Below are 26,620 nucleotides of genomic sequence, written 5' to 3'. Positions count from 1 at the left end.
GCAATTTATGTTTTGATGTGATGAGTTCCTTCATAATGATCCTGAGCGTTCCGATGCAACATCCGACTTCTAATGATATTCAACGTGTACGTGATTTTTTAGTCGATTTACAGGCACGTATTTGTGCTGCCCTTGAACAACAAGAAATGGCCGGCGGCGGCACGGCTAAATTTGAAATTGATGACTGGCAGCGTCCTGAAGGTGGTGGTGGTCGTTCACGGGTCTTGCAAAACGGCAGCGTGATTGAAAAAGGCGGGGTCATGTTCTCGCACATCAACATTGCTAAACTCCCCGCTTCTGCCACAGAACGCCATCCACAAATTGCCGGTGCTAAAGCCCAGGCTATGGGTGTGTCTTTAGTGATTCATCCGAAGAATCCCAATGTGCCGACTTCACATGCCAACGTGCGCCTGTTCGTGGCCGAAAAAGAAGGTCAGGATCCAGTGTGGTGGTTTGGTGGCGGTTTCGACTTAACACCATTTTACCCAAATAATGAAGATGTCTTGGCGTGGCATCAAAAGGCCCATGATCTTTGCGTACCATTTGGTGATACGCTGTATGCAGAACACAAGAAATGGTGTGATGATTATTTCTATTTAAAACATCGCGACGAACAGCGTGGTATTGGCGGCTTATTCTTTGATGATTTAAATCAGTGGGATTTTGAAACCTGCTTTCAATACATTCAAGCCGTCGGCAATGGTTACCTGGAAGCGATTATTCCCATCTTTCAACGCAATCAGGATAAACCGTATAGCGAAGCACAGCGCGATTTCCAGCTGTATCGCCGTGGCCGTTATGTCGAATATAACCTGGTCTATGACCGTGGCACTTTATTTGGTCTGCAAACCGGCGGCCGGATTGAATCTATTTTGGTCAGTATGCCCCCATTGGCAGCCTGGTCGTATCGTCCCGAATGGGAAGAAAATTCGCCAGAAAAATGCTTAACCGACTATTATTTAAAACCGCATGACTGGTTGACCGAACTTAAAAAATAAAAAAGTTTTTATCCCTTTTTCACTACAGAAAAAGGGATTTTTCACTGAAATAACTTTTTAAAAAATCAATAACTTGAACTAATAAATATAGTTAATTATGCCTTTAATATAAGAAAAACCGACATATTTCCTTACAGCACTAGACACGAGTGTGTCACAAAAATCGTTTAGACTGGATCATGATATTCATGACCTATACTGATTTAATCAACATGGATAAATACAAAAAAGTATGCTTGAAGGAGAAACGATGCTCAACACAATGTTAAATAATAAGGTGATTTTATTTTGGTGTATTTTAACCCTGATTGTGTGTTCTATCACCATTACCTTGCTTTCACACAACACCCTTGCAGACAGCGTGTCGATTAGCTTTACCGTATTTGCAGGTTTTGCCCTATTTTTTACTGCAGCCATGTGGCTGGAAGATACCATTCGCGAAATTTGTAATCCTTAACAGGATTTAACTTTACCGCTTTAACGATTTCCCCTCTTCTTTCTTCTTTGTCATTTTTCCTTTCCGTAGTGGCTTTAGCCTGCAGGAAAAATCACGTATATTGAATGCCATTTCCGCACACGGACCTTGTGAAATGAGCAAACAATTTGCCGTGATTGGCAATCCAATCGAACAATCACGTTCTCCAGAACTGCATCATGCTTTTGCCAAAAAAACTGGCATTGACCTGAGCTATAGCAAACGCCTTGCTCCATTGGATGGCTTTGAAGCCAATATCCAGGAGTTTTTTGCTCAGGGCGGTATGGGCATGAATGTGACCGTGCCCTTCAAAGAGCAAGCTTTTGCAGCCTGCGCGGTATTAACCGAACGGGCCAAAATTGCCAAGGCAGTCAATACCCTATGGATGCAGGATGGCAAGCTGTATGGCGACAATACCGATGGTCAAGGTCTGGTCGATGCCATCAAGGCCCTAGATTGGAAACTCGACAATAGCGAGCTGTTAATTATTGGTGCGGGCGGTGCAACCCGTGGTGTCATCTACCCCTTGGTACAGGCGGGTGCGAAAAAAATTGTCATCGCCAACCGGACTTTAGCCCGTGCAGAACAACTGGTTGCCGACTTAAAACCCGCTGTGCCGCAAGCCACCCTTGAAGCCATTTCTTTAAATGATCTGGCTGGTCATTTTGACATTGTCATTAATGCAACTTCGGTAAGTTTAACCGGTGATGCCCTGGTTTTACCTGAAGCTTTACAATTTAAGCATGCCTATGAAATGGCCTATGGCAAGCCATCCAGCTTTTTAGATCAAGCCAAAGCCCGCGGTGTTCCGACCTCGGAAGGTTATGGCATGCTGGTTGGACAAGCCATTGAAGCTTTTTATATCTGGAATGGCATTAAACCTGAATTAAAAGACTTTCTTTAACTAACATCCATCAAAAGAACCTCAGGATGATCTGAGGTTCTTTTGAACCATCTTCCTGTTTATTTTACATATTTCTGCATATTTTCATACACTTCCATATATATTTCATAATTAATAACTTCAGCATGTTGAAGTGTCAGGTCTTTAATCGTTTTCTGACTTAATTTTCCATGCTTGCTGTCGATATAGCTTTGCCCCAAAATCTGCGCAGTTTCTTTGAGCACACGCGAGTCAGCGGCATTGTCCGGATATTCCTCCCGATATGCTTTCAGGTATTGCTGGGCAAAAATATGCTGTGGCTGCTTATACTGCTTCGCGGCTTGGTGCCAAGCTGCAGCGACCTTACCTTCGCCTACAGCACGCTCAGTCAAGGTATTAACATGGCTGCCTATAGCCCGGTTGAATTGGCTGTCATCCTCAAGATGATGCTTTTTCTGTAAGGCCTTAATGCGCTCAAGTTCTTTGCCTTTAGGATCATAATACTGTTCATCGCTAAACCAGTAAGCATACACCTCTGCCATTTCTTGCAAGGTTTGCGGACTAAGGTTTTTCACCCACTCACTTTGTTCTGCAGCCATATCGAGCAAAAATAAGGTTTGGTAGGTTTGACTGAACGACTGGGCTTGCTGATAGGTTTTATCGGCCAACTGATTCAACTCATCCTCATAGCTTAAGGCGGGTGCTTCGGCTTTAGTTCCTTCGATCACAGCAGCTGGCTGCTCCAGAGTTCGCCCTACATCTTTCACCCATTTTTCTAAAATTGAACCTTTGCTCACCTCTTGAATCGACTTGGCATCGCGCAATGCAGCGCGGTCAATTTTGCTGGCTTGCCCATAATTAAATACACGCATATCGGCCTGTACATCAATTTTACCGTACTTTTCAGTAAGGAATTGCACAGCATAATCAACCTGTGCCGCACGTCCCTGAGCATCTAAACCAACATCTATTTGTATCGGGGTCTTTTTAGCTGGCGAACTTGCCGCCAGAACCTGACGAATTTCAGGCTGGTGCGTTGCCCACAGCTCAGCAAAATGCGCTGCATCTATAAACTGTTCAGAAACATACGGTGCAAAGACCAAGGCTAATTTTTCGTGTACCGAACGGTCCTTCGCTTCAACTGAAGCCGTGATCTGTACCGGTTCAACACGCTTAAAAGCATCTAATTCATAAGCAGAAACGCAGTATGTTAAATCACCGACTTGGGCTGTTTTTGGCGTAGCAATTATACGCTGGCAGTCGTCTACTGTAAGAGTAACAGTTTCATCAGCAGTGTCTTGTTCTGTCGGGCTTTCATCATCCGTTTCTGTTTCTAGCGCTACATCCTCTTCGTCTACCAGTGAATCGGCTGAACCATAAAGTTTGTCGCTGACCAGTTCACGCAAGGCAAGTGTTGCACTGTAGGCTGTGCCGTCTTGAGCCACAGCATCAGCTTTACCCGCTTGCACAGGTGAAGCAGTATCTTCCACAGCCTGGGTTACAGCTTCTCCCGCCTGCTTTTCACTCCCGGCATCGCTCACTTTAGTAGCTGTGGTATAGCCCAGCACGGAGCGCTTTAAATACGGCTCATTCACCTGTTCAAACAGGGCCATTTGCAACATCAGTTCTTCCAAGGTGCTGCTAAAACGTATTTTTTCAGTCAACTGACCGTTCTTCTCTGCAACGCTCAGTGGCAGGCTTTTGATTTGTCTAGCATCAGCCAAAATATATGGCAAGGCATTTACCGCTTTTAAATAATCAGCCAACTTCGCTACATTTACCCGTTCAAAATCAGCTTTATATTTCGAGAAATCAATATAGGCAAAGCTGTTTTGACTGTCTTTATTCACCAAATACGGCATCAAAGAAAAATAATTGGTATAAAATTTATATTCTTTAAAATCAACCACCATCGGTACTTTCATTTGCACCAGCAAGGTCGGCTTTTCATAACGAGCTGCCAAGTTTAAAGCAGCAGTCTTTTCTCGATAATGCACAGAACCATCATATTCAAATTGCGTATTATTGAGTAAATTCAATGCAAAAATATTGAATGAACTCAGCTTGTCCTCTGAAGCAAAACTGTCCGCATGCCCTTGCTGCTGTTTCGCCATAGCGGCATACAGGTTTTGTTTTTCAGTGCTGTTTAAACGGATATTCTGCGCTTTTAAATATTGATCTAAGCGTTTTTTCAATGCCGGTTCAAATGCTATCGCCGGATTGACTTGTTGCTGTGCTTTTTGACGTCCTATGTCCGGATTAGACTGTACACTGAGCTTGCCCCGAAAATCATAACTAGATGTTTCAAACATCGCATTTAGACCATGAATCGCTCTTTGCTCTACAGTTGCCACCTGATTCGGATTGGTCTTTATGACATGCTGTGAACAGCCTGCGAAACTGAGACTACAAAGACAAAAAGTTAAATATTTTAGTTGTGCCTTCACATGTAAACGCCTTATATTCATTATACTTTATTCTGTTCTAAGCTACAGAATTACAACCCAATATAACATAATAGGATGTTGATACTATTGGGTCGAGCATATTTTATAATTCGCATTTCTGACATTTTTAATCGCTATCCTTATCAATGTTTTTTGATGATAAATGTGAATAATCAAGGTATCGATACAGATAATCCAGAACTATTTCTAAATTAGGATTAAGACTATGCCAGCATATAAAGCCCCTTTGCATGATATTCGTTTTTTAATGAACGAAGTGCTTGATTACCCGGCACACTACAAAACGCTTTCAAATGGTGAAGCAGCGGATGCTGACACTGTAGACATGATTCTTGAAGGTGCGGCAGATTTCTGTGAAAACGTACTTTCTCCACTCAACCAGTCTGGTGATGAAGAAGGCTGTCACTTTGAAAATGGTGAAGTCAAAACCCCAAAAGGCTTTAAAGAAGCCTATGACCAGTTCGTGCAAGGCGGCTGGCAAGGTTTGTCTTTCCCTGAAGAATTTGGTGGTCAAAATCTGCCGCAATCTTTAAACCTGATCAAATCAGAAATGATGGGTACTGCAAACTGGGCCTTCCAGATGTATCCGGGTTTAAGCGTCGGCTGTATGAACACCATTCTTCAGTTTGGTACTGAAGCACAAAAAAACACCTATATGCCTAACCTGGTGACAGGAGAATGGTCAGGTACGATGTGTCTTACCGAACCACAATGTGGTACGGACTTAGGCCAGGTCAAAACCAAGGCGGAACCCAAGGCAGATGGTACCTATGCCATTTCGGGCACGAAAATCTTTATCTCTGCCGGTGAACACGATTTAACAGAAAACATCGTTCATATCGTGCTTGCCCGCCTTCCAGATGCGCCTGCCGGAACCAAAGGTATTTCGCTATTCATTGTGCCAAAACTCCTGGTCAATGCAGATGGTACAGTCGGTGAGCGCAACCCTGTCAGCTGTGGTTCAATCGAACACAAAATGGGGATTCGCGCTTCTGCAACCGCCGTTTTAAACTTTGACAATGCAACGGGTTACCTGATTGGCGAGCCACACAAAGGCTTGCATGCCATGTTCACTTTCATGAACACTGCGCGTATCGGTACCGCGATCCAGGGCATTGCCCATGCTGAACTGTCATTTCAGGGCGCACTTCCTTATGCTAAGGAGCGTATGTCCATGCGTGCCCTTTCAGGTAAGAAAGACCCTGAAAAAGTGGCAGATGCGATCATTCATCATGCTGATGTTCGTCGTATGCTGCTCACTCAAAAAGCGATTGCTGAAGGCGGTCGTGCAATGATTTATTACGCCGCGCAAATTGCCGACAAAATGGCTGATGCCTTAATACAGGGTGATACTGCAGCATATGAAGCACATGATGATCACCTGGGTTTCTACACCCCTATCCTGAAAGGTTTCTTGACTGAATTGGGTTTTGAAGCTGCCAACCATGGTATGCAAGTCTACGGCGGTCATGGCTACATCAAAGAATGGGGCATGGAACAGATTGTACGTGACTCACGTATTTCCACCCTGTACGAAGGGACCACCGGTGTACAGGCACTTGACCTGATTGGCCGTAAAGTCCTGTTAACCTCTAGAGGTAAAGTGATTCGCGATTACACGGCTGAAATCCTGAAATTCTGTGGTCAGCATGCGCGTAACAAATACATGCGCCGTTTTGCCTGGGACTTAACCAAGTTATGTGCTCAATGGAATGCTCTCACCGTTCGTATTATGCTGGCGGCACGTAAAGACCGTGACATCGTGTCATCTGCATCTGTCGATTTCTTGATGTTCTCTGGCTATGTAATGATGGCTTATTTCTGGGCGCAGCAAGCCGCTGTCGCTTCTGCAAAACTGGCTTCGGGTGAAGGTCAGGAAGTGCCTGAATTCTACAAAGCAAAAATCAAAACAGCAGATTTCTACTTTGAACGCCTGCTACCACGTACCCAAGGTCATGCCGAAGCAATGGTCAATCCGTCGAAAACCATGACTTCATTGGCACCTGAACACTTTAGCTTTGACTACTAAGCTGTAAAGTTTAAGTCAAAATAAAAGAGCACTTCGGTGCTCTTTTTTCAAGCCATATTCCATAAAAGCACTTATATCAAATAATACCCTTGCGGAGGATTTACTGATTGTATGCATATTGCGGTAGCCAGGTCCCAAAAATGGGATAGTGCTCATCAGCACAGCTAATGAGCATGACGCAATGGCAAAGAAAAACCCCGACAGGATGCCGGGGTTTTTCGTATGGGTTGATTAAGCATGACTCCTGTCTTGCCTCACAGTCCTGGTGTTTGAACGTATTATTGTTGTTTTCTGTTCCGGAATATCCTGTTCCTGTATGACTTGATCTTAAGAAAAAGAACGGCTGTTCCAATCCGCAAAATCCTTAAATCAATGTACGTCAGAGCGTACAAAGCCGAGCGTTTTCCCTATCGAGTAAACTTGATGCCACTGTTTATTTCCGTCCTGAATATTCTCCTCCACTATTCGATTTAAATATTGTTTCATCGGCGGGCAAGTAGCCGTATGCCCCCAATTCAACGAAGGTGAATATATCTTTTCTGTCCCCTCATTCAGTCAATTGCACTTACAGAAAACCGCCCCTGTTTAAATCGCTTTTGAGATGTGGACATGGTTGCACAATATGTAGCAAACGTTTCTTTTCACTTGCCTATTGGCATAACTTACTGCAGAACAGGAAACAATGCTGAGCTAGAACCAGCAATCAACAGAAAAACAAGCATCTTGGTTTTAAAAATAAGTAATTAAATAAATTTAATTTATTTAATATCTGGTTTATTTAACGCTTATTTTTATAAAAAAAAATTATAATACATATAAAAAACTTGAATATTTATTTATTTCATGTATGATTAACTCAACTAGAAAAAATCTTGTTTAGTAAATCTTCTTTAAGTATCGCAGTTTTAGTCATAATCCTTCGTTTTTTTCAGATCTTAAGCTCAATTCATTATTATTTTCAAAGTTATTATCAGTCATTTAAGATGGCTAAAAATTATTAAAATTCGATAGGTTATATTATGTCTAATACAGTTAACGGTACAGTAAAATGGTTTAACGAAACTAAAGGTTTCGGTTTCATTCAACAAGAATCTGGTCCAGATGTGTTTGCTCATTTCAGTGAAATTGCAAATTCTGGCTTTAAAACATTGTTTGAAGGTCAGCATGTATCATTCAGTATTGCGCAAGGTCAAAAAGGCCCGAATGCTGTGAATATTGTTGCTTTATAATAAGTAACATCGATAAAAAAGCACTTTGATAGTGCTTTTTTTGTTTTTAGCGTTCAGACAACGCTGCATAGAAAACTTCACTCTGCCTCCTATGCAGTTGAATGGAAATTCAATCGCCCATATCTCCGGCTTCTATATTGCATCCGAACATCAACCGAGGGATTAATTGCAAGTCACAGAAATTCTTCCAGCACCGAATTTAAAAAACCGTGTCCCTGCTCGGTACAAGACAACCGGTTTTGATCATCAACCATCAACTTTCTAGCACGTAGTGAATTTAAAAGCTCATCTAAATTTTCTAAATTTAAACCTGTCCGCTCGGCATACAGTTCGGCAGTCACGCCCTGATTTAACCGTAGCGCATTCATCATAAATTCAAACGGCATGTCTTCATCTTCAATCTTTTTAAACTGCAAATGCTCTGCCGGAACTTTGGCTAAATAGTCTTTCGGCAAACGGGTTTTCTGGAAACGGTACACGCCATCAGGCTTGGTCACTTTAGCATGTGCCCCTGCCCCAATGGCCAGATAATCGCCAAACTGCCAGTAATTTAAATTATGCGCAGAGGGTTTTTCCTTACGCCAGGCCGATACTTCGTAATTGATAAAACCATTGGCTTTTAGGTAGGCCTCGCCCTGTTCCTGAATCTCTTCCAGTACATCTTCAACGGGTAAAAGCGGTTGAGTGCGGAAAAATACCGTGTTGGGTTCAATGGTCAGTTGATACCACGACACATGCGTAGCACCATTTTCCACCGCTAGTTTTAAATCAAGTAACGCCTGTTCTAGCGTTTGTTCTGGCAAGCCATGCATCAAGTCGACATTAACGCGTTCAAAGCCTGCTTCACGGGCATGCTGAATGGCATTGATCGCATCATCATTACTGTGAATACGCCCTAATTTTTTCAGCTGATCGCTATTAAAACTCTGCACACCAATGGAAAGACGGTTAATTCCTGCTGCCAAATAACCTGCAAAGGGATCGTGTTCTACCGTTCCCGGATTGGCTTCCAGAGTAATTTCACAACCATCTTCAAAAGGAATTAAGCTTTTTAACTGGCCAAATAGCCATTGATAACCCTTTGCAGAAATCAGTGACGGCGTACCTCCACCAATAAACACGCTATGAATCTGACGCCCCTGGACAAAATCAACCTGGGTTTTAAAGTCTTCGACCAAAGCCTGTAAATATTGCTGTTCCAGATCTAAGGACAGTTTTCCATCCGGTACGGCATGCGAGTTAAAGTCACAGTACGGACACTTACGCACACACCACGGCATATGAATGTATAAAGATAAAGGAACCAGTGCAGGATTTAATTCGGCCAAGGAACAAGCTCAAAATATGTAGGACAGGAAGATAAATATATTAACATGACTGCATCAGGACACTGATAAAATCTCACAAGGAATATCAGTACACTAGGAAAAACTATTGAAGAATTAAATTGTTAGAATGATGAAAATATCTGCTCAGTTATTGTTATTCATCCCGCTGACACTGGGGATTGGTATCGCGCTTACTTTTCAAACGGCTATCAACAGCCAGTTGAGAGAATATTTAAATTCACCCTTACAAGCCGCCCTTTTATCTTTTCTGGTTGGTACAATACTGCTGGCCATATTGGTGTTTTTTCAGCCGGTAGAAAGACCGGGTTTTGCCACGTTTGTGCAACTGCCATGGTATTTATGGTTGGGTGGATTTTTGGGCGTGTATGCCATTAGTCTCAGTATTTATGCTGCGCCCAAACTTGGTTTTCTCACTCTGTCCGGTTTGATTATTTTTGGTCAACTGGTCACTTCAATGATTCTGGATCATTTTGGTTTACTGGGTACAGAAAAAACACCGGTGAACTGGCAACGTCTATTCGGTGGCGTGGTGATTTTTATTGGTGTGCTTCTCACTTTACAACGCTAACCCCTCATTATTCTAAGCACATGATGAGTAATTTTTGTGTCAAATGTCTCGTCGATTACAACGACCCGTTATGAATTAAAACAGCTCTTTCATTTGATGATTCCGATTCTGGTCACTCAATTTTCCCAGGCCGGTTTGGGACTGATTGATACCATTATGGCCGGACACCTGTCTCCGGTTGATCTGGCCGCGATTGCTGTCGGGGTAGGTTTATGGATTCCGGTCATGCTACTGTTCAGCGGCATCATGATTGCTACCACACCTTTGGTCGCAGAAGCCAACGGCGCACGTACGCCGGAAAAAATTGCCAGTATTGCACGGCAATCGCTATGGATTGCCTTGATTCTGGGTATCATCGCTGCACTGATTTTACAGATCATGCCATTTTTATTGCCTGTTTTAGGCGTACCAGAAGTCTTGCTGCCCAAAGCCAGTTTGTTCCTGCATGCTATTGGTCTAGGTATGCCCGCTGTGACCATGTATGCAGCGCTGCGTGGCTATTCGGAAGCGCTAGGGCATCCACGTCCCGTGACGGCGATTAGCCTGATTGCATTAATTGTTCTGGTTCCGCTTAACTTTATTTTTATGTATGGCTGGGGACCAATTCCGGAGTTAGGTTCAGCCGGTTGTGGTTTTGCCACGGCGATTTTGCAATGGCTGATGTTTATTGCACTCGCAACCTATGTATTAAAAGCTTCGGCCTACAAAAAAACACAGCCCTTTGCCGCATTTGAAAAAATCAATCCGGACTGGATCAAGCGTATTTTAAGACTCGGTTTCCCGATTGGCCTAGCCATCTTTTTTGAAGTAAGCCTGTTCAGCACGGCTGCGATTGTACTTAGCCCTTTAGGAGAAACCCTGGTGGCCGCGCATCAGATTGCCATGTCCGTGACCTCGCAATTATTTATGATTCCGATGTCGCTGGCCATTGCGCTGACCATTCGTGTGGGCACCTATTATGGGGAAAAAAACTGGTCGGCGATGCATAAGGTGCAATATTTAGGTCTGGCCACCGGCACTGTTTTTGCCTTCGCTACCATGGCACTGATCTGGTTTTTCCGGCCAGAAATTGTGTCAATTTACACCTCGGATTACGAAGTCACTCAGGTCGCGCTGTATCTGCTGCTGTTTGCCATGGCCTATCAGCTGATGGATGCCTGGCAAGTCAGTGCCGCAGGTTGCTTGCGTGGCATGCAGGACACCAAAGGCCCGATGTGGATCACCATGATTGCCTACTGGGTCATTGCCTTCCCGGTCGGGATTTATCTGGCGCGTTTTACCCAAATGCAGGCAGCGGGTGTCTGGGTCGGCTTGATTGTCGGTTTAAGTGTGGCCTGTATCTTGTTATTAACCCGTTTATACAAAATCAACCATCGCCTGAAAATGCCTTAAAAATTACATAGATTCATCTCTTTTCATGGGAAAAGGGATGAGATCAATACAGCATAAATAGAAAAATAATCCACAATATTTCAGTTATTTATCCACTCAAAAACATTCTGTTTTTTGATAATCTCACTGTAAAAGTGCAGCTTTTAACAATTTCAAGTAGGCAATATCCTGTTTAACGCCTATGATCATTAAAACCCATCTATGATGATGCTGAGGAATATCGCATGGCAAAAACGGCTAGGACCCCCGGTCGTCGCTTTATGAAACTTGCCAGTATGACGGCGAGTATTGCAACTAAAACCGTATCAAACTCGATTAAAAATTTTAATGCCGATGAAGAACAAAAAAATGCTTCGCGCACTAAACTTTTTCAGGATATCGGACTGCAGATTGCCGATACGCTGGGCGAAATGAAAGGTGCGGTGATGAAAGTGGGGCAAATTGCTTCACAATATAAAGATATTTTTCCGCCAGAAGTAGCCCGTGCCATTAGCAAGTTACAGCGTCAGGCTCCAGCGATGCCTTTTGCTGAAATTAAAGCGCAAGTTGAAAAAGAACTGGGTAAACCGCTCCTGAAAATCTTTAAAAGTTTTGATGAACAGCCTTTTGCTGCGGCCTCTATTGGGCAGGTGCATAAAGCCATCTTGCCGAACGGTCAACAGGTCGTAGTCAAAGTGCAATATCCGGGGGTGGATGAAGCCTGCGAAAGTGACCTGAAACAGGTGCGTCTGGCCTTGCGCTTAATGGGTGTACTGAAAATTGACCGCAAGTTGCAAGATCAGCTGTTTAAGGAAATTCAGGACAGTCTGGATAATGAGCTGAACTATGAGATTGAGGCGCAAAACTTAGAAGTCGCACGTACATTTCATCAAACATTAGACAATAAAATTATTATTCCTCAGGTCTATAGCGATTATTCTTCGCGTCATATTTTAACCCTAAGCCTGGAACAGGGCGAAAGTATTGAAACGGCCAGTGCCTGGTCTCAAGACACCCGTAATGAACTGGGTCGCCGCCTGCTCCGTGCCATTGGTCAGGAAATTTTCTATCTGAAACGTTTCCACTGTGACCCGCATCCAGGCAACTTTGCCTTTCGTGAAGATGGGACGGTGATTATTTACGACTATGGCGGTGTCAAAACCCTGTCTACTGAAATTGTCTCAAATTTCAAGACCCTGATTAATGCCGCCCGTGAAGGCAATATTACCGAAATAGAACAGAAGCTGGATGACCTGCATTCCATCACCACGCAAGGCAAGTTTCCTGAAGATCTATATCGCCAGTGGCTGGAAGTGTTGATGCGTCCGCTGATCACCCATTACGATTTTGCCGAAAACTCTGCCCATCATGATGGCGTCGAACTGCTGAAACCATCATTAAAATATTGGGATGTGTTTAAGCCTTCACCGGATACCTTAATGGTTAACCGCACGGTTTCCGGACATTACTGGAATTTAATTCATTTAAAAGTGAATGATAACCTGAATGATTTATTTGAGGAGCTGGTGCCACCTCGAGTCTGATCAAGCCACACCCACCCGGTTCACCCATAGTGCCCGGGTTTTATTTGACTCGATAATTGTTATGTTATAACATTTCTTTAAATTTAAAATATACGATGGAGAAATGTATGCGTCCAGATATCCACCCCGACTATCAACAGGTACTGTTCCACGATACCAATGCAGATGTCTATTTTGTTATTGGCAGCACGTTAAAACCGACCCAGACCCGTGAATATGAAGGCCAGACTTATCCTTATGTGACTCTGGATATTTCCAGTGCCTCACATCCGTTTTATACCGGTGAACAACGTCAAACCAGCAATGAAGGCCGTGTAGCCAGCTTTAATAAACGTTTCGCACGTTTCAAACGCTCACATTAAATTCATACTGTTTTAAGATTTCAAGGTTAATCTTAAGACTTGAAAAGCCCAAGCCATATCCTCCAGCTTGGGCTTCTTTTTTTCTGATATGACAAAAATTTTGAGCTGTTATCGACTCTGTAATAAGCCTTGGAACAGGTAAAAACCGAGCGCCAACACAATAATTCCTGTAATCACACTGGAAATGGCATAGCCTAAAGCCAGTGCAATTTGTCCATGCTTGAGCAGTTGAAAAGTTTCTAAACCAAAACTGGAAAAAGTGGTAAAGCCGCCTAAAATGCCGACCATCAGAAACAGACGTGCTTCATTTTGCAAAACAGGAAATTTCTGGCTATAAGCAAAGAAAATACCGGCAAGCAGACAGCCAAAGATATTGATCCACCATGTCGTCCATGGAAATCCGCTGCTTGGTTTAAATAAAAATACCCCTGCACCATAACGCAAACTTGCGCCGACTGCTCCCCCTAAAGCTACCAGTAGCCAATTCATATCTGTTCCAATGTGATTGAGTTAAAGATCGAGATGATATAAATCTTTTGTTCACTATAGCGTACAAATGCGTTGAAATAGTAATGAAATGATGCCGTGAAAATTGTTATAGTCACGCGGTTTTTAAACTTTTTTCTATGAATTGAGGAAATTATGGCTCAGGATTTATTGGCACAGCTTCAGGCAGGTGAAATCAAATTTGCAGACGTGATTGCATATATTGATGCACGTTATCAGCATAGCCCTACAGCGTTTCAAAATGGCAAACAGGCCAATGCTGCAACGGAAAACCAAGGCAGTGCCAAAGTATTTTCTTTTGCCCAACTCAATGGTCTAGATCAGGCACAGACTTTAAGCCTGTTTGCTGAACACTATGCAGCGGTATTAGCGACTCCTGAAGCCACAGACCACCAGAACATTCGCCAGTTTATGCAAAATGGCTGGGATGGTATTCAGTTTGACGGGCAAGCTTTAACAGCAAAATAAGTTTTCTTTATAAAAAGCCCTCTTGATTAAAGAGGGCTTTTCTCCTCCCTTAGAAAAAAGGGAGGTCGGGAGGGATTTAAAAAATCAATAAATATCCCTTTTCACAAAGTAATCTAGAAAATTAAATCAGGAAATTCTGACCCGACAACGCCACTCATCTACCGGATTTTGTTCCCACGCACGGCTATGTTTCACGTGAATCCATGCTTCACCCGGTTGCAGTGCAGTAAATATAAACTGTTTTTGCCCACCTACACCCAGTATCGGTTGCTTGCTTTTCACTTGATCTTGCCGATAAATTTCTTCAACTTTTAAGATGCTCTGCGGCTCGGCCACTTGCCAGATATAACCTGTAGTCGGATTTTCTGGCACAGTAAGTTCCAGAGTTTGTCCTACTTTCATTTCCAGCAAAGCCGGGCATTGACTGTCTAATGAGTAACTATGGGTTTTTCCATCTAACGTTGGACTCATACTGCTACACCCCACCATGCTGAACCCCAGTATTACAGCAAAACTAAGTACTAAAGATTTCATAAATTTAATCTTTTCATCATCTTGTTATAAAAAAACGGTTAGCCTTTCACCCGTTCAATCCATTCAATTGAACTGACACGGAATAACTCACAAGCACCATCTCCAGTATCTGTCGGGGTCAAGGATGACGTCCAGACCAGATTTCTGTCTTTAATTTCAACCAGCTCGCCTTTTAGCCGCACCAAATCACCGCGTTTCACATGTTTAATCTGTTTGGCAATTTCAGGGTTGGCAGGAATGATGTGCATATTCGAGACCATTTGCATGGCTTGTTCGGCAGGCACCGGCAGGCGATCAATCTTCCAGTTTAAATAACGGTCATACTGATTGACTGAAATATGACGTGCAATTTCAGGCTCGGCAAACAGCCCCCAGCTCACAGCATAATCAATCGGTGAAAACTTGGCCTGTTCATCACTGGTATAAATTTTTGAACCTAGAATGCGAAAATCGCCTTTAAACGATTGCAGTTTTTTGATTGACTGGTCTTTTGCTAGCGGAGCCAAGCCCTTCGCAATATTATAATCGACAGAAGCACTGGCACTCACTTGCAACATGCTCACTGCAAGTAAAGCACTGCATAACATTGACCTGATCATCTTTATGCCCCTAACAAATTTCTTGATTTCTAAATTAATTTTAAATGAGTAAACTTAAAGAAATATATGGACTTGGTAACAATATAGATATATTCAGTCACTTTTTTGTCTTATGTCCTGAGCAGAAGATTGGTTAAACTAAGAAGATATAAAGCAAGAAAAATTAAGTGACAATGATTTATAAATTTTACCAACAGCATATTTTTCCGCATTTGCTCAATCAAGTGATGCAAACACCCAGTCTCATGGATCTACGTCGCGAAATGCTACTCCCCATTACAGGCGAGGTGCTGGAAATAGGCTTTGGTACCGGGGTGAATCTGCCTTTTTATCAAAATGTCGATACGCTCTATGCACTGGAACCCAATGCCGATATTTATCGACTGGCGATTAAACGCGTACATGAGAGCTCCATTCATGTGCAGCATGTTCAGGCCAGCGCAGAAAAGCTGCCTTTTGCCGATCATAGTATCGACAATATTGTCAGTACCTGGACACTGTGCAGTATTGAACATCTGGATCAGGCTTTGGCAGAATTACATCGCGTACTCAAGCCTGGCGGAACCTTGCATCTGGTCGAACATGTACTGTCTGACCGCCCGACACTGCAACATCTGCAAAACCTGCTGACACCCGTTCAAAAACGCCTTGCCGATGGCTGTCATCTCAACCGCAATATTGAACAGGCCTTGCTGGATGCAGATTTCAGCTTTAAAGAAAAATATTATCTGGATGCAGCCGGTATTCCTAAAATTGCACAGCGCATGCTGTTTGCCCGTGTGCAAAAACAGTAAGTCCTGAATTTAACGGCGTTTTATAAGCATCGCCGTTTTAATCATCAAAATCGATACGGACTGTTTCAAAACGTACCCGCCCTTCCCGTATGGCCTGGGCAATCGCCTGTTGACCTTTAGTCAGGCGTGCACCGCCGCTTTTAATATCAATCAGTACCACTTCGATATCATCGGGACTTCCTTCACCATCACGCAGGTCGGTATAACCATCGAAAACCACATAATCGACCGGATCGCCCAGAAATTTGGCATCACTGGGTAAATACTGAAACTGGGGCATAATCGGTGCCAGCTGCTCTGCCATCTTGCCTTTGAGCACAGCACGGCTGGTATTGACACTGCGTTTTTGCGCATGCGCCAAAGCCTGCTGATGCTCCAGCTCCAGTTCCGCAATGTACTGTTCATATTCTGCTTTAATGCGTCCATTCCGGGTATTGCTTAAAATCATGGTGGTGAGCACCACACCTATACACGCCCCAATTAGCATTGCCATCCAAATGGACATTATTATTCCTTAATTGCAAAAATTACCGCTACTTATACCTTAAGACTTTTGTCCCGAGTCATATTCACTGCATCAAACAATGATATGCTAGGACTGAGCAGAATAAAATCATCAGGGTCATGAAAACTATCTTAATTGCCAATCAAAAAGGTGGATGCGGTAAAACCGTTACTGCAATTAATCTGGCTGCCGCTTTGGCACAAAAGGGGTATAAAGTCGCACTTGCCGATGCCGATAATCAAAAATCAGCCTTGCAATGGTTAAAACAACGACCGCAAGAGACGGCTCCTATTCAAAGTCTGGACTGGCGTCAGGAAAAATCAATTGGCGATGTGCCTAAAAATATCGAATATCTGATTATTGATGCACCTGGGGCTTTATCTGGCGAGCATGCCGAACAATTAATCAGTGAAGCACACGCCATTATCACCCCATTGCAGCCGTCTTTCTTTGATATTGATAGTACGCGCCGTTTTCTGAAACATTTACAGGATATTAAACGCATCCGCAAAGGGAAGGTACAAATTTTACTGTTGGCTAACCGCATGAAAGCAAACACTGCCAGTTCCAAAGATATTCAGGATTTTTTCCAAAAAATTGAACAACAGCCGGTAGCCTGGATTTCCGAGCGTGCTGCATATGCCCAGCTTGCCATGCAGGGACTGAGTATTTTTGATAAAACACAAAAAAACTATCGGGCTATGCAAGATCAATGGCAACCGCTGTTAAATGCAATTGTTGATGATCCCAGCGCCTGGTTTTAATCGCATTAAATAGACACAGCGCAAACTTTTGCCTAGAAATGTGCAATAAATATTCATCACAACTTACCCAGCTCTCGTTCTCGGGAGCTTTTTTTTCGGTTAAGATGAACTCCGAACTTAGGAAGTAGTCAGTGAATTCAGTGCAACGTTACGCGCCCACATTACAAAAGGTTTTATTATTTGGACTGTTTTTTGTCCTGATGTATTTGAGTTTTCATGTGCTCAAATATTTTATTGTACCTGTGGTTTGGGCGGCAATTATTGCCTATGTCACCTGGCCGCTGTATCAGTCGGTATTACGCATGTGTGGACAGCGCCCTACGCTAAGTGCCACAGTGATGATTCTTGCTGTAGTTTTAGTGATAGGGCTGCCTATTATTTTTGCCATTTTCATGTTGCAGCATGAAGGCCGAAACTTGTATTACGAATTACAGAAACAGGTCTTTTCCGGTCATCTGAATGTTCCTGACTTTATTCGGCAGTTACCTTTTATTGGCAAAGAAATTTCACGTACGTTAAGAGAAATTAATCAGGACCCGAACAGTATTGTTCAGTCAGTGTCTTTATGGGTTCAGGGGCATTTAAATTACGGGAAAGCGGTACTGAACGAAGTCAGCAAAAATCTGATCAAGCTCTGCTTTGCCATGATGTCGCTATTTTTCTTCTACCGTGATGGTCACACCATTTTAAATCAGGTCAGCAAAGCCCTGGAAATGGTGATTGGCCCACGTATCCATCATTACCTGGACACCATTTCTGAAACCACCCGTGCCGTAGTCTATGGCGTAGGTCTGACTGCCATTGCCCAATCCATTCTGGCGGGGATCAGCTATTTCGTTGCCGATGTTCCTAATCCGATGGTTCTGACCATTATCACCTTCCTGCTGGCGCTGATTCCTTTTGGACCTCCGGTTGCCTATACCTCTGTTTCGCTGTGGTTATTTTCTCAGGGACATACCATTGAAGCGATTGGGGTGATGGTATGGGGCGTGTGTATTGTCAGTACCGCAGATAACGTGATCCGTCCATTGGTGATTTCCGGTGCCACTCAAATTCCCTTCCTGCTGATCATGTTTGGGGTGCTTGGAGGGCTGGCAAGCTTTGGCATGGTGGGATTATTTATTGGTCCGGTCATCCTGGCAGTATTACTGGCAATTTGGCGGGAATGGCTGCATGAAACCAATGAAACCGAAGGTTTAATGATGCCTAAAGCCACGCTTGCTCATGATATTGATGATGAAACCCATCACCCTGATTAAGCTGGCAGATAAAAGTTAAGAAACTTGTACATTGCACTACTTAAATCACCTGATCTTGCATCCACGACTTTGTTTCAATGGTGCCAATTATAAAAAAGTCAGGATGCTTCAAGTCATGAAAGCACTATTCAAACAAGGCGCAATAACAACATTGGGTGCCATATTTTTAGCGGGTTGTGCCGGCACCATGCCCATAAACGAACATAAAGCGCAACGGGTAACAGTCAATGCCGTCACTGCACAAGGCATAGGTAATAAAATCGGGACTGTAGAATTACGCGATAGCCCGGCTGGTCTGGTCATTAATACCGATTTAAATGATCTGCCACCCGGCCCTCACGGGTTCCATATTCATGAAAAAGGCTTCTGTGGCCCGGCAGAAAAAGATGGCAAAATGGGGGCAGCCCTTGCCGCAGGTGGTCATTTCAATCCAAACCAGGCGCCACATCACGGTACGCCTCTCACTGGCCATTTAGGCGATTTACCCCTCATTACAGTGGATACTTCAGGAAAATCTCAGCAAAAACTGGTGGCCCCACGTTTAAAACTGGCTGATGTTCAAGGTCCGGCGATTATGATCCATGCCGGTGGCGATAACTATGCCGATGAACCTAAACCTTTGGGCGGTGGCGGAGACCGGATTGCCTGTGGTGTGATTCAATAAGTTGTCCATAAAACCATAAAATAAAAAAGCAGGCAGAGTGTCTGCTTTTTTATGATGACCTGACAATCAGAAATCATACTGAGCCATATTGGGGTTGATAAATTGACAGCACTACGGAAAAAGTAGGCTATATCTACAACAATTCAACTTTAAAAAAAACCTGAATTGCCTGAAAGACCGATTTCAACACCTGATTATAAGTGTTTGATAATTTTTTAAAATATACCGAGCTTTTATTCACCCTTACGGCAATATTCGGTACACTCAGGGTTCATTCTCATAGATTTAAACATGACCATGAATATTCAAACTTTACGTGTTGTCGGTCTTTTAGAAGGACTTTCCTTTCTGTTGCTTCTTTTCATCGCTATGCCGATGAAATATATGTTCGATAATCCAATCTTGGTGAAATATGTCGGCATGGGACACGGCGTACTGTTTATCCTGTTTTTAATTGTTTTGTTTGCTGTGTGCGAAAAACAGAAATGGTCGATTCAGATGTTTATTCTGGGTTTAATCGCATCTATTTTACCGTTTGGCACTTTTGTTTTCGATCGTAAGTTGAAGGCTGTTGAGCAACCGATTACTGAGTCCAAGCTATAGTTTCTGATTAAAAGGCTATTTTCTTTTTCAGGAAAGAATAAGGATACACCCTCATTTCCTACTGGAAGAAAATACTGATTTGAAATCAGTATATTCCCCTCCTTTCAGGAGATGAGCAGCGCTGCTGCGCAAGGGAGAGGTCTGAATATCAAAATACCCCCTGCTCCACCCGTTCTTTTAAAATTTGTTTGAGTATAGTGCGCGGAAAACTAAACCACAGCGCGATTAAAATAATACACGCCACGCTATAGGCCAAATAATGGTAGTGTTCATACATCACCCGAACCAGTTCAATAATAATAAAGAAGCTAAACATCAACAGCATTGAAACGGCGGCTGCGACTGTACCTTTGGATACTTCCGATGACATCAACGCAAAACGGTACAGCACCGAAAAACTGATGCCTTCACCAAAGCTGATTAAAGTCATGCCTGCAATTAAGCACCAGACCAGATAATCCTGCCAAATCACACCGGCAAGTAAAACCACGGTTCCGAGCAGCATAATGGGCAAGCCCATCAGTACCGATTTCCCCAAAGCCAGTTTGTCGATAATTTTAATCAGCACGATATTACCGACAATCAATCCACCCAATACAGGAAACTGTGCCAAACCGTATTGCATGCTGCTAAAACCCAGTTCTTCCACCAGCATGACCGGTGAAAGTGCAATCCATAGCATCAACGGCATACTCACCATAGGCAAAGCCAAGGTCATAGCCAGAAAACGTCTGTTTTTATAGACCTGTTTAAAATCCTCTAAAATATAACTGAGCGGCTGTTTTGGAATGCTTAATTTCGTATCCGGCATTTTGGCTTTCAGTCCAAACCAGCTTAAAAAGGCTAAAAATGCGATACCAATAAAACCCCAATGCCAGGAGACATGATCAATCAGGAATGCGCCAATCACAGGACCGAGTAATGGCGCAAGCAATGAAATATTCGCCATCAGCGCCATGACCTTAATGGCATCGCGTTCTTCAAAGGTTTCCTGAATGGCGGCATAACCGACAGCGGAAATAACGGTTAAGCCTATGCCTTGTAAAAAGCGCAGTGCTAAAAAGCTTTCGATATTTTTTGTCAGTAAAATCAGTAAGCAGCACAGTACAAAGAACAGTACACCTGCGAGCAGCACTTTTTTACGTCCCAGTCGGTCGGACAATGGACCGAGCAACCATGCCACACATGCCCCGCCGAGCAGGTAAAATGACATGGAAGATGGTGCCCATGAACTGCTTACGCCAAAGTCTTTGGTAATAGCGAGCATGGCGGGCTGGACCAGGTCGTTGCCGATATAGACGGAAAATTCAAACAGCACCAATGCCAAGGGGAACATCAGCGTGGCACGGTTTAAGGTGGTGGTTTGAACATTTTGCATTGTTTTTCTACATATATTTTAGGCTTGTAGGGGCTACGCACTATTTTTAGGGAGAGAAGCGTCAGCCCAATGACAAGCATTGAGTGTTTAAATTAAAGTTTGGGAAATGCACTTGCTTATAAGTGACTTAAAACACCGTATTCACAAGGTGTTTTAATAAAAAATCGTGAGAATGGCTGATCTCAACCAAGTACACCTACTTGGTTGAGTAGGTGTAGTTTAGCAGATAGAAAGTTGGGTACAAAATTAGGCTTCGGCTAATTTGGGTAGCTCAACAGGTTCTATATTATTTAATTTAGCTATATCAGGATTTGGTTCAAATTTAAGCCAACCTTTTTTCATCCATTTTTCTACTTCTGACTGTCCTAAAATATTAAATAAATTATAAAGCATGTCTTTTTTTGCATTTTTGTTATGTACATATATGGTTATAAATGCATTAATTTTTTCATTATTAAGACTAAAAAGTTCTTTTATATAATTACTATCAGACTGATCTAACGAGTGCCCCCAAATGGCAATTTTCACATCTTGAGGGTCAACATAGTATTCTTCATATCCACTTGAATACTTGGCCTCGTCATAAATTTCTTGAATTAATTTTGATTCTTCTAAAAACTTATAATCAGTTTCTTTAAGAATTTTTTGGGCATATTTTACAAATTGGTAAGGCTTATATTCTCTAAGTTTATCTGAAATATCTGCGACTCCTAAGATAATATTACTTTTTTCTAAACTACCATGTAGAAAAGAAATTTTATTGTCTAAAAAATAATAACTTTTCAAAATATTTGTGTAATTGAATGAATATATTTCTGTATTAACTCCAATTCCAATTTTTTTAAATTTCTTTTTAGGTTTTAGATTACAAACTATATTATTCAAATAGAATGAAAATAATTCGCTAAAGTCTTCTAACTGATCAGATAGCGTTTTGAATATTTCATTAACTCTTAAATCAAGAATATTCATACCCTCATCATAATCTGAATCATCACTAATAATATAATCCTTACTAAATTTCCACTTTTCTTGAGGTTCTATTCCCCCCAAAAAAGCACAAGAAAAATTATCATGCGTTTCTAAAATGCCTAAATATGACAGCTTCCTTAGCAAATCATTTGGTAAATTAATAATTTCAAATTCATCAGATTTATATTCACATATTAAATTCTCCAACAAACTAACTCGTTCACGTGATTTATTATATATTTCTATTAATCGAAGGATTTGGTTCAAAGCTTCGTTTATTTTTTGTTCAAAATCTATCCATGTATCAAGCTTGTTATAATGCTCAGAAAAGTATTTGTACCAAACATTTGATTCTAATTTCTGTTTCAAGTTTTCAATTTTTGCTGAAGAAAATTTTATTTTTTCTGTTTTATAAATTGATTTGGTATATCCGAAAAAGTAACCTTCTTTTTCATAGAGTGTTCCAAAAATATCATCAAAATTAATCTCATCACTCCATTCATCCCAATTCTCAATCGCATCCATCGCTACCATAAAATGATCATACTTCGTCGGCAAATAGTGAGACAAATCAAAACCATTACCGACAATCAAAATATTCATTGCTCTTATTCCCCAAACGCAAAAAAGCGCATCAATCGATACGCTTTTTATGCGGCATAATGGCCGAAATAGCAATCCTGAATTAAAAACTCATCAAGGACATTTTGCCGTTTGAAATGCTTTGCTATTTTTACTGCGTTGGCATTGATACTCGGTCTGTGTTCCCGTTTTTTTCCAATTGCCATTTATATTTTTAAAGCTATAAGTGGTACGGATTGAACGGACAGAATCATCCATTAATCCAGTTTCCGTTACTTTCACCTGTGCTGCTGTAGGTGACTCGGCGCGGTTAAAATATTGTCGCACATCGACTGTAGTCAGATTTTTATGCAGTTCCGGACGCTCTTTTAATACTTGGGCCATTGGGGTATCGGACGAACCCATATTCACTTTAGAAGCCAATTTTTTAGTCGTTGCACAGCCCGACATTAACCCCAAACAAATGATACAGGTAGAGAGTAAACGTAACATTGGGAAATATCCCCCATAAAAAAAAGACATAGCATCTATGATGCCATGCCTTTTTTTCATACTCGATAACAGTTATGTAGTCATCGGCGCATAGAACTTACAGGTTAAATATTAAAGATCAAATAATTTACCCGGGTTCATAATACCGTTTGGATCGAATACCTGTTTCAAGGCTTTCATGTAGCCAATTTCTTCTTCAGAACGGGTGTAATTGAGGTAAGGTTTTTTGGTCATACCAACACCATGTTCCGCAGAAATCGAACCGTCATATTTTTTCACGGTTTCGAATACGTATTTATTCACCACCTGACATTTGGCAAAGAATTCATCTTTAGACAGGTTCTCTGGTTTCAAGATATTCAAGTGCAAGTTACCGTCACCAATATGACCGAACCAGCAAATTTCAAAGTCAGGGTAATTATCCGCAACAATCGCATCAATTTCTTTAATAAATGCCGGAACATGCGTAATTAATACGGAAATATCGTTTTTGTATGGAATAAATGGCGCGATAGATTCAGAAATATCTTCACGCAAACGCCATAAGCTGTGTACCTGTTCCAGGCTTTGGCTCATTACGCCATCCAGCACCCAACCCTGTTCCATGCAATGCTCAAAAATTTCCATCGCCTTGTCCATAATTGGCTCAAATGGCGCTTCAAATTCAAGCAGTACATAGAATGGACATTCCGTTTCAAACGGACGTTGTACATGACCATGATCCAGCACTTTTTGCATCGCAAGTTCACCAAAGAACTCAAATGCAGTTAAATCAATTTTCGCCTGGAATGCGTGAAGTACAGGCATCACTGCTTCAAAGTCAGGTACACCCAGTACCATCACTTGCAGGTCTTGCGGTTGACGTTCCAGCTTGATTTCAGCTTCAGTCACCAGACCTAAAGTGCCTTCACCACCAATGAACAAATGTTGTAATGCATAACCGGTCGCGTTCTTGATCATGCCTTTGTTCAGACGCAGGATATCACCCTTACCGGTCACAACGGTCAGACCCAGCACCCAGTTACGGGTCATGCCGTATTTAATCACTTTAATACCGCCGGCATTGGTGCCGATGTTACCGCCAATTTGTGATGAACCTGAAGACGCGAAATCCACTGGATAATACATGCCCTGTTCTTCAGCATAGTTTTGTAACTGTTCAGTCACCACACCCGCTTGTACACGTACCATACGGTCTGCAGGGAAGAATTCCAGAATCTGGTTCATCTTGTCCATGCTAACCACAATTTCACCATTGGCTGCTACTGCACCGGCAGATAAACCGGTACGGCCGCCAGATGGTGTGATGGCAATATTGTGTTCATTGGCAAATTTAACAATCGCCTGCACCTGTTCCGTACTTGATGGAAAAACAATGACTGATGGGTTTGGATCGAAATGCTTGGTGTAGTCTTTGCCCCAGGCATCGAGACTAGCAGCATCAGTTTTAATGCGGTTTTCACCCACAATGGCTGTCAATTGGGTTAATAACTCAGGTGTTAAAGCGACTGGAGCATTCATCGTTTGCAGACCTAGCAAGAAATATACAAGTGGTGGATGGTCTATAGAGCATTCTTTGCAAAGAGATTTACAAAAAATAATGTCTTAGACTGGGTGTGAGCATAAAATCAACAGTATAACTGTGATCGATTTCACTACTCGACATTATAAGACATTTTTTACTAAAACCCGGTGAAAATAAGCATTTTGACAATCTAGGCTTAAAAATTACAGTTTTAGTTAGACCAAAATCTGTAGTTCCTGACATATGTATGGCAAAAATACCTATAGTCTCGGTCATAAAGGAAATGTATATAGACCCTTCTCGTATGTTATCATATCGCGACTAAATTTGGCCTTTGTAGCGGAGCCGTAATGAGCCAACATCTTTCACTGCCTAAAGATAAAATTCGTTTCTTGTTGTTAGAAGGCGTTCATCAAAACGCAATCGACACTTTAAATGCTGCTGGATACACCAACATCGACTATCGTAAAACTGCGCTTGAGGGTGAAGCGTTGAAAGAAGCGATCAAAGATGCCCACTTCATTGGTATTCGTTCACGTACTCAACTGACTGAAGAAGTATTTGAAGCAGCCAACAAGCTGATTGCTGTTGGCTGTTTTTGTATCGGTACCAATCAGGTAAATCTTGATGCTGCGATGGTTCGTGGTATTCCAGTATTTAACGCACCATATTCAAATACCCGTTCAGTGGCTGAACTGGTACTTGCTGAAGCAATTTTATTGCTTCGTGGCGTACCTGCTAAATCTGCTTCTACTCACCGTGGTGGCTGGAACAAATCTGCAGTCGGTTCGTTTGAAACTCGTGGTAAAACTTTAGGTATCGTCGGTTACGGTTCAATCGGTTCTCAACTTTCAGTACTTGCTGAAAGCATGGGTATGAATGTCATTTATTATGATGTTGTAACCAAACTTCCTATGGGTAATGCACGCCAAGTCGGTAGCATGGGCGAATTGCTTGCAAATGCAGACGTGGTATCTCTACACGTTCCGGACGTTCCATCTACACGTAACTTCTTTGGCAAAGACCAGTTTGCACAAATGAAAGAAGGTTCGATCTTCATCAATGCTGCACGTGGTACTTGTGTGATCATTGAAGATCTTGCTGATGCGATTAAATCTGGTCACATTGCAGGTGCTGCAGTGGACGTATTCCCTAAAGAGCCTAAAGCCAACGGTGAAGAATTTGTTTCTCCACTTCGTGGCCTAGACAACGTGATTTTAACACCTCACGTGGGTGGTTCAACCATGGAAGCGCAAGCCAACATCGGTCTTGAAGTGGCAGAGAAATTTGTAGCGTACTCAGATAAAGGTATGACGCTTTCTGCGGTGAACTTCCCTGAAATCGCATTGCCATTGACTGAAGGTAAACACCGTTTACTTCACATTCACAAAAACATTCCTGGCGTGCTGTCTAAAATCAACAACCTGTTTGCTGAACACGGCATCAACATCTCTGGTCAGTCATTGATGACTAAAGGTGATGTCGGTTATCTGGTGATGGACGTTGATGCAACTGCATCTAAAGAAGCACTCGATACACTTCACGAAGTTGAAGGCACAATCCGCGTTCGCGTATTGTTCTAATTTAAAATTTAAAAAAAAACCACAGCATTCATGCTGTGGTTTTTTATTTTTCAAAATTTTTAAAATCTGGCGTTTTATCTATCTCATGCTGTTTGAACAAGCCAATTTAGTTTAT

26 protein-coding genes are annotated in these 26,620 nt (G+C 42.3%); 16 read left to right on the top strand and 10 right to left on the bottom strand.

Annotated elements, in window-relative coordinates; translation table 11 throughout:
• Positions 1 to 53: 53 nt before the first annotated feature.
• From hemF to aroE, 3 genes are all read left to right on the top strand, one after another.
• Positions 54 to 998 carry an oxygen-dependent coproporphyrinogen oxidase gene (gene hemF, locus GTU69_RS04870; protein WP_166168785.1) on the top strand — a complete coding sequence of 315 codons (945 nt, stop codon included), beginning with the start codon at positions 54 to 56 and terminating at the stop codon, positions 996 to 998.
• Positions 999 to 1,248: 250 nt separating this feature from the next.
• Positions 1,249 to 1,455 carry a hypothetical protein gene (locus GTU69_RS04865; protein WP_086195801.1) on the top strand — a complete coding sequence of 69 codons (207 nt, stop codon included), beginning with the start codon at positions 1,249 to 1,251 and terminating at the stop codon, positions 1,453 to 1,455.
• Positions 1,456 to 1,588: 133 nt separating this feature from the next.
• Positions 1,589 to 2,377: a shikimate dehydrogenase gene (gene aroE, locus GTU69_RS04860; RefSeq protein WP_166168677.1), complete on the top strand. Its 789-nt coding sequence runs from the start codon at positions 1,589 to 1,591 to the stop codon at positions 2,375 to 2,377.
• Positions 2,378 to 2,436: 59 nt separating this feature from the next.
• Here aroE and GTU69_RS04855 read toward each other — a convergent pair whose 3' ends face one another.
• Complete coding sequence (locus tag GTU69_RS04855; RefSeq protein WP_166168675.1) at positions 2,437 to 4,803, bottom strand: hypothetical protein; 2,367 nt, start codon at positions 4,801 to 4,803, stop codon at positions 2,437 to 2,439.
• 226 nt (positions 4,804 to 5,029) lie between these two features.
• Here GTU69_RS04855 and GTU69_RS04850 point away from each other — a divergent pair, with 226 nt between their 5' ends.
• Positions 5,030 to 6,853, top strand: a complete 1,824-nt coding sequence (locus tag GTU69_RS04850; protein ID WP_166168673.1) for an acyl-CoA dehydrogenase C-terminal domain-containing protein — start codon at positions 5,030 to 5,032, stop codon at positions 6,851 to 6,853.
• Positions 6,854 to 7,872: 1,019 nt separating this feature from the next.
• Positions 7,873 to 8,082 carry a cold-shock protein gene (locus GTU69_RS04845; RefSeq protein ID WP_086195804.1) on the top strand — a complete coding sequence of 70 codons (210 nt, stop codon included), beginning with the start codon at positions 7,873 to 7,875 and terminating at the stop codon, positions 8,080 to 8,082.
• A gap of 173 nt (positions 8,083 to 8,255) precedes the next feature.
• Here the strand turns inward: GTU69_RS04845 and hemW are convergent, their stop codons facing one another.
• Positions 8,256 to 9,410 carry a radical SAM family heme chaperone HemW gene (gene hemW, locus GTU69_RS04840; protein WP_166168671.1) on the bottom strand — a complete coding sequence of 385 codons (1,155 nt, stop codon included), beginning with the start codon at positions 9,408 to 9,410 and terminating at the stop codon, positions 8,256 to 8,258.
• Between the two features lie 127 nt (positions 9,411 to 9,537).
• Between hemW and GTU69_RS04835 the strand changes: the two genes are divergently transcribed.
• The 4 genes from GTU69_RS04835 to GTU69_RS04820 all read left to right on the top strand — a co-directional run bounded on the left by GTU69_RS04835 (position 9,538) and on the right by GTU69_RS04820 (position 13,276).
• A complete protein-coding gene (locus GTU69_RS04835) occupies positions 9,538 to 9,999 on the top strand; it encodes a DMT family transporter (protein ID WP_166168669.1) in 462 nt (153 codons plus the stop codon).
• A 36-nt stretch (positions 10,000 to 10,035) separates the two neighbouring features.
• Positions 10,036 to 11,391 carry an MATE family efflux transporter gene (locus GTU69_RS04830; RefSeq protein ID WP_166168667.1) on the top strand — a complete coding sequence of 452 codons (1,356 nt, stop codon included), beginning with the start codon at positions 10,036 to 10,038 and terminating at the stop codon, positions 11,389 to 11,391.
• 224 nt (positions 11,392 to 11,615) lie between these two features.
• A complete protein-coding gene (locus tag GTU69_RS04825) occupies positions 11,616 to 12,914 on the top strand; it encodes an AarF/ABC1/UbiB kinase family protein (RefSeq protein WP_166168665.1) in 1,299 nt (432 codons plus the stop codon).
• Between the two features lie 107 nt (positions 12,915 to 13,021).
• Positions 13,022 to 13,276: a type B 50S ribosomal protein L31 gene (locus GTU69_RS04820; RefSeq protein WP_166168663.1), complete on the top strand. Its 255-nt coding sequence runs from the start codon at positions 13,022 to 13,024 to the stop codon at positions 13,274 to 13,276.
• A gap of 108 nt (positions 13,277 to 13,384) precedes the next feature.
• Here GTU69_RS04820 and crcB read toward each other — a convergent pair whose 3' ends face one another.
• Entirely contained in the window at positions 13,385 to 13,765 is a 381-nt protein-coding gene (gene crcB / locus GTU69_RS04815; RefSeq protein WP_166168661.1) for a fluoride efflux transporter CrcB, read from the bottom strand.
• Between the two features lie 153 nt (positions 13,766 to 13,918).
• Here crcB and GTU69_RS04810 point away from each other — a divergent pair, with 153 nt between their 5' ends.
• Positions 13,919 to 14,251, top strand: a complete 333-nt coding sequence (locus tag GTU69_RS04810; protein ID WP_086195810.1) for a HopJ type III effector protein — start codon at positions 13,919 to 13,921, stop codon at positions 14,249 to 14,251.
• A 126-nt stretch (positions 14,252 to 14,377) separates the two neighbouring features.
• On the opposite strand, the gene GTU69_RS04805 is transcribed toward GTU69_RS04810, so the two are convergent.
• Positions 14,378 to 14,722, bottom strand: a complete 345-nt coding sequence (locus GTU69_RS04805; RefSeq protein WP_240921589.1) for a protease inhibitor I42 family protein — start codon at positions 14,720 to 14,722, stop codon at positions 14,378 to 14,380.
• A 101-nt stretch (positions 14,723 to 14,823) separates the two neighbouring features.
• Positions 14,824 to 15,384, bottom strand: coding sequence for a hypothetical protein (locus tag GTU69_RS04800; RefSeq protein ID WP_166168659.1), 561 nt, complete (start codon positions 15,382 to 15,384; stop codon positions 14,824 to 14,826).
• Positions 15,385 to 15,557: 173 nt separating this feature from the next.
• On the opposite strand from GTU69_RS04800, the gene GTU69_RS04795 reads away from it, so the two are divergent.
• Positions 15,558 to 16,178 carry a class I SAM-dependent methyltransferase gene (locus tag GTU69_RS04795; protein WP_166168784.1) on the top strand — a complete coding sequence of 207 codons (621 nt, stop codon included), beginning with the start codon at positions 15,558 to 15,560 and terminating at the stop codon, positions 16,176 to 16,178.
• Positions 16,179 to 16,215: 37 nt separating this feature from the next.
• Here the strand turns inward: GTU69_RS04795 and GTU69_RS04790 are convergent, their stop codons facing one another.
• On the bottom strand, positions 16,216 to 16,683 hold the full coding sequence (locus tag GTU69_RS04790) for a Holliday junction resolvase-like protein (RefSeq protein ID WP_092820151.1): 468 nt from the start codon (positions 16,681 to 16,683) through the stop codon (positions 16,216 to 16,218).
• Positions 16,684 to 16,802: 119 nt separating this feature from the next.
• Between GTU69_RS04790 and GTU69_RS04785 the strand changes: the two genes are divergently transcribed.
• From GTU69_RS04785 to GTU69_RS04770, 4 genes are all read left to right on the top strand, one after another.
• Positions 16,803 to 17,447 (top strand): ParA family protein, encoded by a 645-nt coding sequence (locus tag GTU69_RS04785; protein WP_166168657.1) that lies wholly within the window; start codon positions 16,803 to 16,805, stop codon positions 17,445 to 17,447.
• 131 nt (positions 17,448 to 17,578) lie between these two features.
• Positions 17,579 to 18,706, top strand: a complete 1,128-nt coding sequence (locus tag GTU69_RS04780) for an AI-2E family transporter (protein WP_166168655.1) — start codon at positions 17,579 to 17,581, stop codon at positions 18,704 to 18,706.
• A 115-nt stretch (positions 18,707 to 18,821) separates the two neighbouring features.
• Positions 18,822 to 19,370 (top strand): superoxide dismutase family protein, encoded by a 549-nt coding sequence (gene sodC, locus GTU69_RS04775; protein WP_166168653.1) that lies wholly within the window; start codon positions 18,822 to 18,824, stop codon positions 19,368 to 19,370.
• A gap of 297 nt (positions 19,371 to 19,667) precedes the next feature.
• Positions 19,668 to 19,973 (top strand): DUF3817 domain-containing protein, encoded by a 306-nt coding sequence (locus GTU69_RS04770; RefSeq protein ID WP_166168783.1) that lies wholly within the window; start codon positions 19,668 to 19,670, stop codon positions 19,971 to 19,973.
• A gap of 148 nt (positions 19,974 to 20,121) precedes the next feature.
• On the opposite strand, the gene GTU69_RS04765 is transcribed toward GTU69_RS04770, so the two are convergent.
• From GTU69_RS04765 to GTU69_RS04750, 4 genes are all read right to left on the bottom strand, one after another.
• Entirely contained in the window at positions 20,122 to 21,351 is a 1,230-nt protein-coding gene (locus tag GTU69_RS04765; protein WP_166168651.1) for an MFS transporter, read from the bottom strand.
• A gap of 246 nt (positions 21,352 to 21,597) precedes the next feature.
• Positions 21,598 to 22,926: an AbiH family protein gene (locus GTU69_RS04760; protein ID WP_166168649.1), complete on the bottom strand. Its 1,329-nt coding sequence runs from the start codon at positions 22,924 to 22,926 to the stop codon at positions 21,598 to 21,600.
• A 93-nt stretch (positions 22,927 to 23,019) separates the two neighbouring features.
• Positions 23,020 to 23,397, bottom strand: a complete 378-nt coding sequence (locus GTU69_RS04755; protein WP_166168647.1) for a hypothetical protein — start codon at positions 23,395 to 23,397, stop codon at positions 23,020 to 23,022.
• A gap of 111 nt (positions 23,398 to 23,508) precedes the next feature.
• Positions 23,509 to 24,918, bottom strand: coding sequence for an FAD-binding oxidoreductase (locus GTU69_RS04750; RefSeq protein WP_166168645.1), 1,410 nt, complete (start codon positions 24,916 to 24,918; stop codon positions 23,509 to 23,511).
• 354 nt (positions 24,919 to 25,272) lie between these two features.
• Here GTU69_RS04750 and serA point away from each other — a divergent pair, with 354 nt between their 5' ends.
• Positions 25,273 to 26,505: a phosphoglycerate dehydrogenase gene (serA, locus tag GTU69_RS04745; RefSeq protein ID WP_086195823.1), complete on the top strand. Its 1,233-nt coding sequence runs from the start codon at positions 25,273 to 25,275 to the stop codon at positions 26,503 to 26,505.
• Positions 26,506 to 26,620: the final 115 nt, after the last annotated feature.

The sequence above is a fragment of the Acinetobacter sp. SA01 genome, from assembly GCF_011319235.1.
Lineage (GTDB): Bacteria > Pseudomonadota > Gammaproteobacteria > Pseudomonadales > Moraxellaceae > Acinetobacter.
The sequence above is the reverse complement of the archived record's forward strand: the minus strand, read 5'-3'. Positions and strand labels throughout refer to the sequence as shown.

Coding starts and splice junctions, on each gene's coding strand:
- GTU69_RS04790 (WP_092820151.1), bottom strand. CDS start 16,683: ATGTCCATTTGGATGGCAATGCTAATTGGGGCGTGTATAGGTGTGGTG.
- GTU69_RS04805 (WP_240921589.1), bottom strand. CDS start 14,722: ATGAGTCCAACGTTAGATGGAAAAACCCATAGTTACTCATTAGACAGT.
- GTU69_RS04760 (WP_166168649.1), bottom strand. CDS start 22,926: ATGAATATTTTGATTGTCGGTAATGGTTTTGATTTGTCTCACTATTTG.
- GTU69_RS04825 (WP_166168665.1), top strand. CDS start 11,616: ATGGCAAAAACGGCTAGGACCCCCGGTCGTCGCTTTATGAAACTTGCC.
- GTU69_RS04795 (WP_166168784.1), top strand. CDS start 15,558: ATGATTTATAAATTTTACCAACAGCATATTTTTCCGCATTTGCTCAAT.
- sodC (WP_166168653.1), top strand. CDS start 18,822: ATGAAAGCACTATTCAAACAAGGCGCAATAACAACATTGGGTGCCATA.
- aroE (WP_166168677.1), top strand. CDS start 1,589: ATGAGCAAACAATTTGCCGTGATTGGCAATCCAATCGAACAATCACGT.
- GTU69_RS04750 (WP_166168645.1), bottom strand. CDS start 24,918: ATGAATGCTCCAGTCGCTTTAACACCTGAGTTATTAACCCAATTGACA.
- GTU69_RS04845 (WP_086195804.1), top strand. CDS start 7,873: ATGTCTAATACAGTTAACGGTACAGTAAAATGGTTTAACGAAACTAAA.
- GTU69_RS04810 (WP_086195810.1), top strand. CDS start 13,919: ATGGCTCAGGATTTATTGGCACAGCTTCAGGCAGGTGAAATCAAATTT.
- GTU69_RS04785 (WP_166168657.1), top strand. CDS start 16,803: ATGAAAACTATCTTAATTGCCAATCAAAAAGGTGGATGCGGTAAAACC.
- hemF (WP_166168785.1), top strand. CDS start 54: ATGCAACATCCGACTTCTAATGATATTCAACGTGTACGTGATTTTTTA.
- GTU69_RS04770 (WP_166168783.1), top strand. CDS start 19,668: ATGAATATTCAAACTTTACGTGTTGTCGGTCTTTTAGAAGGACTTTCC.
- serA (WP_086195823.1), top strand. CDS start 25,273: ATGAGCCAACATCTTTCACTGCCTAAAGATAAAATTCGTTTCTTGTTG.
- crcB (WP_166168661.1), bottom strand. CDS start 13,765: ATGAATTGGCTACTGGTAGCTTTAGGGGGAGCAGTCGGCGCAAGTTTG.
- GTU69_RS04765 (WP_166168651.1), bottom strand. CDS start 21,351: ATGCAAAATGTTCAAACCACCACCTTAAACCGTGCCACGCTGATGTTC.
- GTU69_RS04850 (WP_166168673.1), top strand. CDS start 5,030: ATGCCAGCATATAAAGCCCCTTTGCATGATATTCGTTTTTTAATGAAC.
- GTU69_RS04835 (WP_166168669.1), top strand. CDS start 9,538: ATGATGAAAATATCTGCTCAGTTATTGTTATTCATCCCGCTGACACTG.
- GTU69_RS04865 (WP_086195801.1), top strand. CDS start 1,249: ATGCTCAACACAATGTTAAATAATAAGGTGATTTTATTTTGGTGTATT.
- GTU69_RS04800 (WP_166168659.1), bottom strand. CDS start 15,384: ATGATCAGGTCAATGTTATGCAGTGCTTTACTTGCAGTGAGCATGTTG.
- GTU69_RS04820 (WP_166168663.1), top strand. CDS start 13,022: ATGCGTCCAGATATCCACCCCGACTATCAACAGGTACTGTTCCACGAT.
- GTU69_RS04755 (WP_166168647.1), bottom strand. CDS start 23,397: ATGTTACGTTTACTCTCTACCTGTATCATTTGTTTGGGGTTAATGTCG.